This window comes from Enterobacter sp. RIT418 (genome assembly GCF_003057745.1).
Taxonomy (GTDB): Bacteria; Pseudomonadota; Gammaproteobacteria; order Enterobacterales; family Enterobacteriaceae; genus Enterobacter.
Genome location: NZ_QBJD02000004.1, coordinates 144,084 through 158,054, shown reverse-complemented (window position 1 = coordinate 158,054; position 13,971 = coordinate 144,084). Strand labels below are relative to the sequence as shown.

Annotated in this window: 13 protein-coding genes; 5 read left to right on the top strand and 8 right to left on the bottom strand. The window is 56.6% G+C overall.

What is annotated here, in order from left to right; all coding sequences use genetic code 11:
* Position 1: 1 nt before the first annotated feature.
* Together ligA and zipA are read right to left on the bottom strand one after the other, a co-directional pair.
* Positions 2–2,017 carry an NAD-dependent DNA ligase LigA gene (gene ligA / locus DBY73_RS06065; protein ID WP_112010293.1) on the bottom strand — a complete coding sequence of 672 codons (2,016 nt, stop codon included), beginning with the start codon at positions 2,015–2,017 and terminating at the stop codon, positions 2–4.
* Positions 2,018–2,086: 69 nt separating this feature from the next.
* Positions 2,087–3,091: a cell division protein ZipA gene (gene zipA, locus DBY73_RS06060; protein WP_112010292.1), complete on the bottom strand. Its 1,005-nt coding sequence runs from the start codon at positions 3,089–3,091 to the stop codon at positions 2,087–2,089.
* 230 nt (positions 3,092–3,321) lie between these two features.
* Between zipA and cysZ the strand changes: the two genes are divergently transcribed.
* From cysZ to crr, 5 genes are all read left to right on the top strand, one after another.
* Positions 3,322–4,083: a sulfate transporter CysZ gene (gene cysZ / locus DBY73_RS06055; protein ID WP_112010291.1), complete on the top strand. Its 762-nt coding sequence runs from the start codon at positions 3,322–3,324 to the stop codon at positions 4,081–4,083.
* 163 nt (positions 4,084–4,246) lie between these two features.
* Positions 4,247–5,218 (top strand): cysteine synthase A, encoded by a 972-nt coding sequence (gene cysK / locus DBY73_RS06050; protein WP_112010290.1) that lies wholly within the window; start codon positions 4,247–4,249, stop codon positions 5,216–5,218.
* A 317-nt stretch (positions 5,219–5,535) separates the two neighbouring features.
* The gene (gene ptsH / locus DBY73_RS06035; RefSeq protein WP_000487600.1) at positions 5,536–5,793 is read left to right on the top strand and encodes a phosphocarrier protein Hpr; all 258 of its coding nucleotides are present in this window, start codon (positions 5,536–5,538) and stop codon (positions 5,791–5,793) included.
* 44 nt (positions 5,794–5,837) lie between these two features.
* Positions 5,838–7,565: a phosphoenolpyruvate-protein phosphotransferase PtsI gene (ptsI, locus tag DBY73_RS06030; protein WP_112010288.1), complete on the top strand. Its 1,728-nt coding sequence runs from the start codon at positions 5,838–5,840 to the stop codon at positions 7,563–7,565.
* A 40-nt stretch (positions 7,566–7,605) separates the two neighbouring features.
* Positions 7,606–8,115 (top strand): PTS glucose transporter subunit IIA, encoded by a 510-nt coding sequence (gene crr / locus DBY73_RS06025; RefSeq protein ID WP_003861316.1) that lies wholly within the window; start codon positions 7,606–7,608, stop codon positions 8,113–8,115.
* 44 nt (positions 8,116–8,159) lie between these two features.
* Here the strand turns inward: crr and pdxK are convergent, their stop codons facing one another.
* The 6 genes from pdxK to DBY73_RS05995 all read right to left on the bottom strand — a co-directional run bounded on the left by pdxK (position 8,160) and on the right by DBY73_RS05995 (position 13,835).
* Positions 8,160–8,996 (bottom strand): pyridoxine/pyridoxal/pyridoxamine kinase, encoded by an 837-nt coding sequence (gene pdxK, locus DBY73_RS06020; RefSeq protein WP_112010287.1) that lies wholly within the window; start codon positions 8,994–8,996, stop codon positions 8,160–8,162.
* 5 nt (positions 8,997–9,001) lie between these two features.
* A complete protein-coding gene (cysM, locus tag DBY73_RS06015) occupies positions 9,002–9,913 on the bottom strand; it encodes a cysteine synthase CysM (protein WP_112010286.1) in 912 nt (303 codons plus the stop codon).
* Between the two features lie 116 nt (positions 9,914–10,029).
* On the bottom strand, positions 10,030–11,124 hold the full coding sequence (gene cysA, locus DBY73_RS06010; RefSeq protein WP_112010285.1) for a sulfate/thiosulfate ABC transporter ATP-binding protein CysA: 1,095 nt from the start codon (positions 11,122–11,124) through the stop codon (positions 10,030–10,032).
* Positions 11,114–11,989 carry a sulfate/thiosulfate ABC transporter permease CysW gene (gene cysW, locus DBY73_RS06005; protein ID WP_112010284.1) on the bottom strand — a complete coding sequence of 292 codons (876 nt, stop codon included), beginning with the start codon at positions 11,987–11,989 and terminating at the stop codon, positions 11,114–11,116. Before cysW ends, cysA begins: the two co-directional genes overlap by 11 nt.
* The gene (gene cysT / locus DBY73_RS06000; protein WP_112010283.1) at positions 11,989–12,822 is read right to left on the bottom strand and encodes a sulfate/thiosulfate ABC transporter permease CysT; all 834 of its coding nucleotides are present in this window, start codon (positions 12,820–12,822) and stop codon (positions 11,989–11,991) included. The genes cysW and cysT overlap by 1 nt, the downstream gene beginning before the upstream one ends.
* Positions 12,822–13,835, bottom strand: coding sequence for a sulfate ABC transporter substrate-binding protein (locus DBY73_RS05995; protein ID WP_112010282.1), 1,014 nt, complete (start codon positions 13,833–13,835; stop codon positions 12,822–12,824). The genes cysT and DBY73_RS05995 overlap by 1 nt, the downstream gene beginning before the upstream one ends.
* Positions 13,836–13,971 lie beyond the last annotated feature (136 nt).

Below are 13,971 nucleotides of genomic sequence, written 5' to 3'. Positions count from 1 at the left end.
GTTAATCCCCCAGCAGGCGCAGCATTTCCGCTTCGTCAATAACCTCAATGCCCAGCTCCTGCGCTTTAGCCAGCTTGGAGCCCGCCGCTTCACCGGCAATCACCAGGTCAGTTTTCTTCGACACGCTTCCCGCCACCTTAGCGCCTAGCGCCACCAGACGCGCCTTCGCATCATCTCGTGAAAGCTGGCTCAGGCTGCCGGTCAGCACCACCGTTTTACCCGCAAACGGGCTGTCGATCTCTTCGGCGTTCACCACAACCGGCGCAGGCCATTTGACACCTTCAGCCAGGAGCTGGCCGATGACCTCGCGGTTGCTCTCTTCCGCAAAGAAGTTAAAAACGTGCGTAGCGACCACAATGCCCACGTCCGGGACTTTCTGCAGCTCGTCGATGCTCGCTTTCTCAAGCGCCTCCAGCGAGCCAAAGTAAGCAGCTAAACCTGCCGCCGTCGCTTCCCCGACTTCACGAATGCCCAGCGCATAGAGGAAACGGGCAAAGGTGGTTTCTTTGGCCACCTCCAGCGCGTTCACCACGTTTTGCGCCGACTTCGGCCCCATGCGGTCAAGGCCCGTGAGCTTACCTGCCGTCAGCCTGAACAAATCCGCTGGCGTGTGTACGTACTCTTTCTCGACCAGCTGATCGATAATTTTGTCCCCCATGCCGTCAACGTCCATGGCGCGGCGGGAAACGAAGTGCTTAAGCGACTCTTTACGCTGCGCACCGCAGATTAAGCCGCCCGTACAGCGGGTCACCGCTTCACCTTCAACACGCTCAACGTCAGAGCCGCACACCGGACAGTGGGCCGGGAAGACGATTTCGCGCGTCTCTTCAGGGCGTTCGGATTCCACCACGTTCACCACCTGCGGGATCACGTCACCCGCGCGGCGAATCACGACCTTATCGCCGATGCGCAGGCCCAGACGCGCGATTTCATCAGCGTTGTGCAACGTGGCATTACTCACCAGCACGCCAGCGACCTGCACAGGCTCAAGGCGCGCAACGGGCGTTATGGCCCCCGTGCGGCCTACCTGAAACTCCACGTCGCGTACGAAGGTCATCTGCTCCTGCGCCGGGAACTTAAACGCCACCGCCCAGCGCGGCGCGCGCGCGACGAAGCCAAGCTGCTCCTGCAGCGCAAGGGAATTGACCTTTATCACCACGCCGTCGATATCAAAACCGAGCGTCGGGCGGTCCTCCTCGACCTTACGATAGAACGCCAGCACGGCCTCCGGTGAGTCGCAAAGCTGGACGCGGTTACTGACCGGTAATCCCCACGCCTTAAACTGCAGCAGGCGGCCCAGGTGCGTATCCGGCAGCTCGCCGCCCTCCAGAATACCCACGCCGTAGCAGAAGAAAGTAAGCGGTCGCTTCGCGGTAATGCGCGGATCGAGCTGGCGCAGGGAGCCCGCCGCCGCGTTTCGCGGGTTAGCGAATACTTTTCCGCCGGTGCGGCGCGCTTCCTCGTTGATTTTCTCAAAGCCCGCCTGCGGCAGGAACACCTCACCGCGCACTTCCAGACGCGCAGGAATGTTGTCTCCGCTCAGCTTCAGCGGGATAGCGCGAATGGTACGCACGTTGGTGGTTATATCCTCTCCCGTGGTGCCATCGCCGCGCGTTGCGGCGCGCACCAGCACGCCGTTTTCGTAAAGAATACTGACCGCAAGACCGTCCAGCTTCAGCTCGCAGCACCAGCTCAGCGACTCGCTGCTTTTCAGGCGATCCTGCACGCGCTTGTTGAACGCCAGGAAGCTCTCTTCGTCAAAAACGTTGTCCAGCGAGAGCATCGGCACTTCATGGCGCACCTGGCTGAACGCGCCCAGCGGCTCAGCGCCAACGCGCTGGGTCGGTGAATCAGGGGTAATGAGCTCAGGATGCTGCGCCTCCAGCTCGCGCAGCTCGCGCATCAGACGGTCGTACTCCGCATCCGGCACTTCCGGCGCGTCCATAACATGATACAGATATTCATGATGGCGAAGCGTGGTTCGCAGTTCAGTGAGTTGTTGTTCGATTGAGTCCATATCACACCATCAATGAGAAAAAACCCCCGACAGGCGGGGGTTGAGGAGGAGTTGAAAGTCACGCGACGATTACGCGTTAGCTTCCTTAACTTCGCGGATGCGGTCCTGATACTCACGCAGCTTTTGCGGCGTCATCATTCGACGCTGATCGTCGAGCACCACGCCGCCCACTTCGTCAGCAATGTGCTGAGCAGACTGCAGCATCAGCTTGAAGTTCTGCAGCTCATCACCGTAGGACGGCACCTGCATAAAGATTGTCACGCCCGGCGTCACGAAATCACCGGTCATTTCAGGGTCGAACGTGCCAGGGTTAACCATGTTCGCCAGGCTGAACAGCGCCGGACCACTTCCGTCCGGGCTAAGATGGCGATGGAAAATGTTCATATCGCCAAACTTAAAGCCGGCCTGCTGGATACTGTTAAGCAGCACGTCGCCGTTCAGATGCGTGCCATGATGCGCGGCCACGTTCATGATAATCACCGCTTCTTTGCGCTGCGGTTTTTCGACTACCGGCTCTGGCTCAGCAACGGGCTCTGGCTCAACGCGCGGGGCTGGAGCAGGCTCAGGCGCAGGCTGTGCCTGAACGGGCTGTGGCTGCGGCTGATTTACTGTCTGTTCTGGCTGCTGCACAGGCTGGTGTGCCGGCTGCTGAACAGGCTGTTGAACAGGCTGTTGAACGGGCTGTGGCGCAGCAGGCTGCTGATGCACAGGCTGCTGAGGCGGCTGGCGCACCGGTTCTTCCACTGGCTGAGGCGCTGGCTGGCGCGGCTGGGCGGAAGCATACGGCGGCTGATACTGGTGCTGCGGAGGACGGGGGGCTTCATGCTCCCCATGGCCTGCGACGGGCGCAGTATTGACCCGATGAACACGAACTTCACCCACGCCTTCGTCGTCGTACCCTTCGATGTCGTCTTCGCCGTCATCGTCGTCTCGACTGGACTTCATGCGCTTCAGTGGGCGATCGCGAAACATAGAAGAGCGCTCTTTACGGCTGGTCCAGAAACCATGTACCAGTAAAGCGATTATGGCGATCGCGCCAACAATGATTAATATCAGACGCAAATCCTGCATCATTATATTCTCTGTTGTTCTAACACCTTGCCACCACGGCAAACATTTACTCACTAAGAGTATTTGCCGTTGACGTCAAGTGCAAGTGCGTGCAGAGCATTCACAGCATAAAGATGAACGAAATCGTGCTTTTTGCTGTTTTTTCGAACATTTCCTAACTGGTCATTCGCCCGCAACTGGATAATATAGGCGAGCAAATCCACTGGTTGTGTAAAAAGGAGTACAGCCTGGTTATGGTTTCATCCTCTTCATCGGCCCCGCGCAGCGGCGTCTGGTATTTTTCTCAGGGCTGGAAGCTTGTTTCCCTGCCGGGCATCCGTCGCTTTGTCATTCTGCCTCTGCTCATCAATATTCTCCTGATGGGCGGCGCCTTCTGGTGGCTCTTCACCAGGCTGGAAAGCTGGGTTCCTTCCTTAATGAGCCACGTGCCTGACTGGCTGCAGTGGCTAAGCTACCTGCTGTGGCCGATTGCGGTCATTTCTTTGCTGCTGGTCTTTGGCTATTTCTTCTCGACGATCGCCAACTGGATCGCCGCACCGTTTAACGGGCTACTGGCGGAGCAGCTGGAGGCGCGCCTTACCGGGGCGACGCCTCCCGATACCGGTGTGCTGGGCATAATGAAAGATCTCCCTCGCATTATGAAGCGCGAATGGCAGAAGTTTGCCTGGTATTTGCCGCGCGCGATTGTGCTGCTGGTGCTCTACTTTATCCCCGGTATTGGACAAACGGTAGCGCCGGTGCTGTGGTTCCTGTTCAGCGCCTGGATGCTGGCGATTCAGTATTGCGACTACCCTTTCGACAACCATAAGGTGCCGTTTAAAGAGATGCGCACGGCGCTTCGTACGCAGAAGATGGCCAATATGCAGTTCGGTGCGCTGACCAGCCTGTTCACGATGATCCCTTTCCTTAATTTATTCATCATGCCGGTGGCCGTCTGCGGCGCGACGGCAATGTGGGTCGACTGCTACCGTGCTAAGCACGCGTTATGGAAATAATGCAAAAATGTGTAAAGAGGGAGTAGCTTATGCTCTCCCTTATTCCATACTGATCCCCATTATTTCCTTGCAGTATATAGATATGCGAATTCCTTACTTCCCCCTCCCTGCTTAGCAGGTATGCTGGGGCGGTATCCCAATTTCATACAGTTAAGGACAGGCCATGAGTAAGATTTATGAAGACAACTCGCTGACTATCGGTCATACGCCCCTGGTTCGACTGAACCGTATCGGTAATGGACGCATTCTGGCGAAGGTCGAATCCCGTAACCCTAGCTTCAGCGTGAAATGCCGCATCGGTGCAAATATGATTTGGGATGCTGAAAAACGCGGCGTTCTGAAGCCGGGCGTTGAGCTGGTTGAACCTACCAGCGGTAACACCGGTATCGCACTGGCCTATGTGGCCGCCGCACGTGGCTATAAATTGACGCTGACCATGCCTGAAACCATGAGCATCGAACGCCGTAAGCTGCTCAAGGCGCTGGGTGCGAACCTGGTGCTGACCGAAGGTGCGAAGGGCATGAAGGGTGCGATCCAGAAAGCAGAGGAAATTGTCGCCAGCGATCCGGCGAAATACCTGCTCCTTCAGCAATTTAGCAACCCGGCCAACCCGGAAATTCACGAAAAAACCACTGGTCCTGAGATCTGGGAAGATACCGACGGACAGGTTGACGTGTTCATCTCCGGCGTGGGTACCGGCGGTACGCTGACCGGCGTGAGCCGCTACATTAAAGGCACAAAAGGTAAAAAAGACCTGATCACCGTTGCCGTTGAGCCGACCGATTCCCCTGTCATTGCTCAGGCGCTGGCAGGCGAAGAGCTTAAGCCTGGCCCGCACAAAATTCAGGGCATCGGCGCAGGCTTCATCCCGGGTAACCTGGATCTGAAGCTGATCGACAAGGTCGTGGCCATTACCAACGAAGAAGCAATTTCCACCGCGCGTCGTCTGATGGACGAAGAGGGTATTTTGGCGGGCATTTCCTCCGGTGCCGCCGTTGCTGCGGCGCTTAAACTGCAGGAAGAAGAGACCTTTACCAATAAGAATATTGTGGTTATCCTACCGTCCTCAGGTGAGCGTTACTTAAGCACTGCGCTGTTTGCCGATCTCTTCACTGAGAAAGAACTGCAACAGTGATGCCAGCATGTTAAAAACGCGTAAAAAAGCACCTTTTCAGGTGCTTTTTTGTGGCCTGCTTCAAAGTTTTACTCCACCTGGCATTGATTCACCCCGTTGGGTCTGGTATTTAAACCAGCAATTATTTTGAAGCGCGAAATTAATCAGATCACGAAATAGCCATGCTGAATCGATTTTATGATTTGGTTCAAGTCTTGCTTTCGCTGCATAATGTTTAATGACGATCGAAACGTCAGCGCTAACAATACAGGCTAAAGTTCAGTCGCCAGGCTAGACTTTAGTTCCACAACACTAAACCTATAAGTTGGGGAAATACAATGTTCCAGCAAGAAGTTACCATTACCGCTCCGAACGGTCTGCACACCCGCCCTGCTGCTCAGTTTGTTAAAGAAGCGAAAGGCTTCACTTCTGAAATCACTGTGACTTCCAACGGCAAAAGCGCGAGCGCGAAAAGCCTGTTCAAACTGCAAACTCTGGGTCTGACTCAGGGTACCGTTGTTACCATCTCTGCAGAAGGTGAAGACGAGCAGAAAGCAGTTGAGCATCTGGTAAAACTGATGGCTGAGCTCGAGTAAGTATCCGGGTTCTTTTCAATATCAGTCACAAGTAAGGTAGGGTTATGATTTCAGGCATTTTAGCATCCCCGGGTATCGCTTTCGGCAAAGCACTTCTGCTGAAGGAAGACGAAATCGTCATTGACCGGAAAAAAATTTCTGCCGACAAGGTTGATCAGGAAGTTGAACGTTTTCTGAGCGGTCGTGCCAAGGCATCTGCGCAACTGGAAGCGATCAAAACTAAAGCTGGCGAAACTTTCGGTGAAGAAAAAGAAGCCATCTTCGAAGGGCACATCATGTTGCTCGAAGATGAGGAGCTGGAGCAGGAAATCATAGCCCTGATTAAAGATAAAGGCATGACGGCCGACGCGGCTGCGCATGAAGTTATCGAAGGTCAGGCAACTGCCCTGGAAGAACTGGATGATGAATACCTGAAGGAACGTGCGGCGGACGTACGCGACATCGGTAAGCGCCTGCTGCGCAACATCCTGGGTCTGGCCATTATTGACCTGAGCGCCATTCAGGACGAAGTTATCCTGGTTGCTGCTGACCTGACCCCGTCTGAAACCGCACAGCTGAACCTCAACAAGGTGCTGGGTTTCATCACTGACGCGGGTGGCCGTACTTCCCACACCTCAATCATGGCGCGTTCTCTGGAACTGCCAGCCATCGTGGGTACCGGTAGCGTCACCTCTCAGGTGAAAAACGACGATTATCTGATTCTGGATGCCGTAAACAACGTGGTTTACGTCAACCCAACTAACGAAGAGATCGATCAGCTGCGCGCCGTTCAGGAGCAGGTTGCTTCTGAAAAAGCAGAACTCGCTAAGCTGAAAGACCTGCCGGCCATCACGCTGGACGGTCACCAGGTTGAAGTGTGCGCAAACATCGGTACCGTTCGTGACGTTGAAGGCGCTGAGCGCAACGGCGCGGAAGGTGTAGGTCTGTATCGTACTGAATTCCTGTTCATGGACCGCGACGCGCTGCCAACTGAAGAAGAACAGTTTGCTGCGTACAAAGCCGTTGCTGAAGCCTGCGGCTCTCAGGCGGTCATCGTCCGTACCATGGACATCGGTGGCGACAAAGAGCTGCCGTACATGAACTTCCCGAAAGAAGAGAACCCGTTCCTGGGCTGGCGTGCGGTGCGTATCGCGATGGATCGTAAAGAGATCCTGCGCGACCAGGTACGCGCTATCCTGCGCGCGTCTGCTTTCGGTAAACTGCGCATCATGTTCCCGATGATCATCTCTGTTGAAGAAGTGCGTGCACTGAAGAAAGAGATCGAAATCTACAAACAGGAACTGCGCGACGAAGGGAAAGCGTTTGACGAGTCAATCGAGATCGGCGTGATGGTGGAAACCCCTGCGGCGGCGACAATTGCGCGTCACTTAGCCAAAGAAGTTGATTTCTTTAGTATCGGCACCAATGATTTAACGCAGTACACCCTGGCAGTTGACCGTGGTAATGATATGATTTCACATCTCTACCAGCCAATGTCACCGTCCGTACTGAACTTGATCAAGCAAGTTATTGATGCTTCTCATGCAGAAGGTAAATGGACTGGCATGTGCGGTGAGCTTGCAGGCGACGAACGTGCTACACTTCTGTTGCTGGGTATGGGTCTGGACGAATTCTCTATGAGCGCCATTTCCATCCCTCGCATTAAGAAGATTATCCGTAACACGAACTTCGAAGATGCGAAGGTATTAGCAGAGCAGGCTCTTGCTCAACCGACAACGGACGAGTTAATGACGCTGGTTAACAAGTTCATTGAAGAAAAAACAATCTGCTAATCCACGAGATGCGGCCCAATTTACTGCTTAGGAGAAGATCATGGGTTTGTTCGATAAACTGAAATCTCTGGTTTCTGATGACAAGAAAGACTCCGGAACTATTGAGATTGTTGCTCCGCTCTCCGGCGAGATCGTCAACATCGAAGACGTGCCGGATGTAGTGTTTGCTGAGAAAATCGTTGGTGATGGCATTGCTATCAAACCAACTGGCAACAAAATGGTTGCTCCAGTTGACGGCACCATCGGTAAAATTTTTGAAACCAACCATGCGTTCTCTATCGAATCTGATAGCGGTATCGAGCTGTTCGTTCACTTCGGTATCGATACCGTTGAGCTGAAAGGCGAAGGCTTCAAGCGTATCGCCGAAGAAGGCCAGCGTGTAAAAGTTGGCGACCCGGTGATTGAATTCGATCTGCCACTGCTGGAAGAAAAAGCGAAGTCTACCCTGACTCCGGTTGTTATCTCCAACATGGACGAAATCAAAGAGCTGATCAAACTGTCCGGCAGCGTGACCGTGGGTGAAACCCCGGTTATCCGCATCAAGAAGTAATTCTTGCCGCACGGAAAAATGGCGCCTTCGTGCGCCATTTTTGTTTATGCCGGCAGGATAAGCTCGTCGTAGCCTTTAGACTGGGTATAAAGCATCACGTCAGTCACCCGGTCGCCAGCCATGCGGATCGCATCGGCAACGGTTTTCCCCTCTACAATGCCGCTCACCAGCTCTGAACAGAACAGGTCGCCCGTCCCTTTCAGGTCGGTTTCTACGCGCGGATGCGCGCTGACGGTCACGCCCTCATGCTTCACGAGCACCACGTGGATGTTTTGCGGGTCGTCAGCCACCGGGGCGCTGGTGATCGCCACCCATTTCAGGCTGTCAGAAAGCAATCCCTGTGCCGCCGCGATGGCGCTTTCCGGCGTGCGGCACGGCTTGCCGCTTAACACCTCCAGCTCATAGACGTTCGGCGTAATCCCCTGCGCCAGCGGCAGCAGGTGCTCCCGATACGCTTCGGGGATCTCGGGCTTCACGTACGTTCCGCTGTCAATATCGCCGATAACCGGGTCGACCAGCACCAGCAGATCGGGATGCTGCGCTTTAACCGCCTTCAGCCACTGCGCCAGCAAAGCAATCTGGCTGGCGCTGCCCATATAGCCGGTAGTCACCGCCTTCAGCTCGCGTAAGATCTCGCGCTCTTCCAGCGCCTTCAGGTAGCCGCTAAACCACTCGTCGGGTATAACGCCGCCGTAAAAGGTGTCGTAGTGCGGCGTGTTGCTAAACAGCACCGTCGGCACCGCCGTCACGTTCAGACGGTGCGTTCTGATGTTGGGCACCGCAATGCTGTTTCCCACGCTGCCGTACACCACCTGCGACTGCACCGCGACAATATCGGTTTGCTGCGCTCGGGTTTTATCCCGAAATAAAATCATCTCCATGACGCTTAAATCCCCGCCCCCTGCGAATAGCTCTCTTCACCAAACACGCCGGTAGACAGATAACGATCGCCGCGATCGCAAATTATAGCGACCACTACCGCGCCCGGCGTGGACTGCGCCACCCGAATCGCACCCGCTACGGCACCGCCCGAACTGACGCCGCAGAAGATGCCTTCGCGTACGGCCAGCTCGCGCATAGTATTCTCCGCCTCGCGCTGATGTATATCCAGCACCTGGTCCACAAGCTGCGCATTAAAGATGCCCGGCATGTATTCAGCAGGCCAGCGGCGAATGCCGGGAATGCTGCTGCCCTCTTCCGGCTGCAGGCCGACAATGGTTACTTTCTTATCCTGCTCGCGCAGAAAACGCGACACGCCGGTAATGGTGCCGGTCGTGCCCATGCTGGAGACAAAATGAGTGATGCGCCCGTTGGTCTGCTGCCAGATTTCCGGGCCAGTGGTGGTGTAGTGTGCGTACGGATTATCCGGATTGTTGAACTGGTCGAGCAGCTTGCCTTCGCCGCGTTCGGCCATCTCAAGCGCCAGGTCGCGCGCGCCTTCCATTCCCTGTTCTTTGGTCACCAGAATCAGCTCTGCGCCGTAGGCGCGCATGGCCGCGCGGCGCTCCTGGCTCATGTTTTCCGGCATCAGCAGCTTCATGCGGTAGCCCTTCAGGGCGGCAATCATCGCCAGCGCAATGCCCGTGTTGCCGCTGGTCGCTTCAATCAGCACGTCACCGGGCTTAATCTCACCGCGCTTTTCGGCCTGGACAATCATCGACAGCGCCGCGCGGTCTTTCACCGAGCCTGCCGGGTTATTGCCCTCAAGCTTGACCCAGATTTCGCTGCCGTTGTCCGGCCCCATGCGCTGCAGTTTGACCAGAGGGGTATTGCCGATGGTGTGTTCGAGTGTATTCACGATTTTTACTCAATAAAAAGCCGGGCGCGCGCAGCGATCCCGGCCTACAAGACGCAGTGATAACTGTAGTCCCGGCAAGCGCTGAGCCGCCGGGCGATAGACATTCTAATAACCTATCAGGCCGACTCCGCCAGAGCAATATCCTCGCGCGTCTCGATGCGCTCGTTGCCATGATAAATACGGGCATGCTGCAGGCCCACAAACAGGCGTTCACCCCGGTGCGGCGGCACGTCATCGCGCATCACCACCGTCAGCGGCTCGGTGTACCAGCCCAGCGGCTGTACCACCAATTGAGTGTAGTGACCTTTAGGGCTAGCCTCAAGAACCTGCACCGGCAGCGGTGAATCCAGGCTGGTACGACGGCTGACGTCCACTTCCCACGGGCGCAGGAACAGATCGACAGGCCCCTGGTGCGCGGAGGTGTAGCCCAGCGGCCAGCGGTGCGCGCCCACGTGGAACTGCCCGCCGCGTATGGTGCCCTGCAGGCGGTTTACTTCGCCCATAAACTCCAGCACGAAGCGGGTTGCCGGTTCGCGCCAAAGCTGCTCCGGCTCGTCAACCTGCTCGATATTCCCCTGGCTCATCACCACCACGCGGTCGGCCACTTCCATTGCCTCTTCCTGGTCGTGAGTCACGAAGACGCTGGTAAACTTCAGCTCTTCGTGCAGCTGGCGCAGCCAGCGGCGAAGCTCTTTACGCACCTGTGCGTCCAGCGCGCCGAACGGTTCGTCCAGCAGCAGAATTTGCGGCTCTACGGCCAGGGCGCGCGCCAGCGCCACGCGCTGCTTCTGACCGCCGGAGAGCTGCGCCGGGAAACGATCCGCCAGATGCGCCAGCTGCACCATCTCCAGCAGTTTCGTCACTTTCGCTTTGATCGCGGCCGCGTTCGGGCGCTCGCGACGCGGCAGCACGGTCAGGCCAAAGGCGATGTTGTCGAATACGGTCATGTGGCGGAACAGCGCGTAGTGCTGGAACACAAAGCCCACCTTGCGGTCGCGGGCGTGCAGGCGGCTGACGTCGGTGCCGTGAAAGCGGATGTGCCCGCTGGTCTGATGCTCAAGCCCGGCGATAATGCGCAGCAGCGTCGTTTTACCGGAGCCAGACGGCCCCAGCAGCGCCACCATCTGTCCGGAAGGGATATCCAGCGAGATATCATTCAGCACCTGGGTGCGACCAAAAGACTTCTTAATATTGGCAATCTCAATGCTCATGATTTCCCTCCTGATGCTGACGTTTTTCCTGATTCTCTAAACGCCACTGCACCACACTCTTCAAAAACAGGGTCAGAATCGCCATCAGCGTCAGCAGCGCTGCGGCAGTAAAGGAACCGACGGTGTTGTAATCCTGTTCCAGTAATTCAATCTGTAGCGGCAGCGACAGTGTTTCGCCGCGGATCGAGCCGGATACCACCGACACCGCACCGAACTCGCCGATCGCGCGGGCGTTGGTCAGCACCACGCCGTAGAGCAGCGCCCAGCGAATGTTTGGCAGCGTGACGCGACGGAACATCTGCCAGCCGGAGGCGCCCAGCAGCACCGCCGCTTCGTCCTCGTGGCTGCCCTGACTTAGCATCACCGGCACCAGCTCGCGCACGACAAACGGACAGGTAACAAAGACCGTCACCAGCACCATGCCCGGCCAGGCGAACATGATCTGCAGGTTATGCTCATCCAGCCAGCCGCCGAGCGGGCCGTTGGAGCCGTAAAACAGCAGGTAAACCAGGCCCGCCACCACCGGCGAAACCGCAAAGGGGATATCCAGCAGGGTCAGCAGCAGCTGGCGCCCCGGGAAGTTAAAGCGCGTCACCAGCCAGGCCAGCAGCGTGCCGAACACCAGGTTTACCGGAACGGTAATCAGCGCGATCAGCACGGTCAGCCAGATGGCGTGCAGCATATCCGGGTTCGCCAGGTTTTCCAGCGCGGGCATCAGCCCCTTGCTGAACGCCTGAACGAAAATATAAATCATCGGCACAACGAGAATGAACGCCGAGACCAGCACGCCCGTTCCGATCAGAAACCATTTTCCCCAGTTAATGCGGGGAGCGTCATAGCGTTTCAATTGCGTAATTTCCGCCATCAGTGACCTACCACGCGTCGACCAAAGCGACTTTGCAGGGTGTTAATTGAGAACAGCAGCAGCAGGGACGCCGCCAGGATCACCGACGCAATCGCGCTCGCGGCCGGATAGTCGAACTCCTGCAGGCGTACAAAAATCATCAGCGAGGTCACTTCCGTTTTCCACGCAATGTTCCCGGCGATGAAGATCACCGCGCCGAACTCGCCGAGGCTGCGGGTAAACGACAGCGCTACGCCCGCCAGCAGCGCGGGAGACAGCTCCGGCAGCACCACTTTACGGAAGCTCTGCCAGCGCGTGGCGCCAAGCGTTTCCGCCGCCTCTTCGTATTCCGGGCCTAGCTCTTCCAGCACCGGCTGCACGGTACGCACCACGAACGGGATGCTGGTAAAGGCCATCGCCACCGCGATCCCGAGCCAGGTATAGGTCACTTTGATATCAAACTTCGCCAGCCATTCGCCGTAAAACCCGTTGACCGAGAAAAGCGACGCCAGCGTCAGGCCGGCAACGGCGGTCGGCAGCGCAAACGGCAGGTCCATCAGCGCGTCGAGCAGCGTGCGGCCCGGGAAACGGTAGCGGGTTAAAATCCACGCCATCAGCAGGCCGAATACGCCGTTAAAAATGGAGGCCACGAACGCCGACAGCAGCGTAACCTTATAGGCCGCCACCACTTGCGGGTTGGTAATCACTTCCCAGTACTGGGACCAGCTCATCTCGGAAAGCTGCATCACCAGCGCGCTGAGCGGCAGCAGTAAAATCAGGCAGACAAACAGCAGGCTGGTGCCGAGGCTCAGGGTAAAGCCCGGCAGCACGCGTCTGGAAGAAACAGCAAACATTACTTACGCCCCGCCGCCAGCAGTTTGTCTAGCTCACCGCCGCTGGCAAAATGGGTTTTCATCACCTCAGGCCACGCGCCGAAATGGTCTTCCACGCGGAACAGGTCGGTCTGTGGGAATTTGTCCTTCAGCGCGTTCATCACGTCCGGATTATTCACGCGGTAGTAGTAATCCGTGATGATGGTTTGCGCCTGCGGGCTATACAGATAGTTGAGGTAGGCTTTCGCCGCCTTCTCGGTACCGTTGGCCTGCACGTTTTTATCGACCCACGCCACCGGGAACTCCGCCAGAATATTGGTTTTCGGAATGACCACCTCAAAGCCCTGCGCGTCGTACTGCTTGCGGATGTTGTTCACTTCCGATTCAAAGCTGATCAGCACATCGCCCAGCCCGCGCTCGGCGAAGGTGGTGGTCGCGCCGCGCCCGCCGGTATCAAACACTTCGACGTTTCTCAGGAACTGGGTCATGAACTGCTCGGTTTTCGCTTTGTCGTTACCGTCAGCTTTATCCGCCGCGCCCCACGCCGCCAGATAGGTATAGCGGGCGTTGCCGGAGGTTTTTGGGTTCGGGAAAATCAGCTTTACGTCAGAACGCACGAGGTCGTTCCAGTCGTGGATATTCTTCGGGTTGCCCTTGCGCACCAGGAAGCCCATGGTGGAGTAGAACGGCGAGCTGTTGTTCGGCAGGCGGCTTTGCCAGTCCGCCGGGATCAGCTTGCCCTTGTCGTGCAGGATCTGCACGTCAGTCACCTGGTTGTAGGTCACCACATCCGCCTTCAGCCCCTGCAGGATCGCCAGCGCCTGCTTCGAGGAGCCCGCGTGAGATTGCTTAATGGTCAGCTTGTCGCCGTTATTGTCTTTCGCCCACTGCTGTTCAAACGCCGGGTTAAGCGCGGAAAAAAGCTCGCGGGAAACGTCATAGGAGCTGTTCAGCAGCTCGGTTGCCTGCGCCTGCGCCACCAGCAGTAAGCCAGCCAGCGCCAGCGATCCTTTTTTCAGTACAGTAACGGCCATTGCGCACCCTTATAAATATGATGACTATCTTATGGTCATAATATTTATAACGAGCGTGAAAGGAGTAACGGTTTTATATACCGTTTGGTGATTTAGAAGCAGAAAAGAGAATAAGGGGTGCGGCCTGATGCCCTCA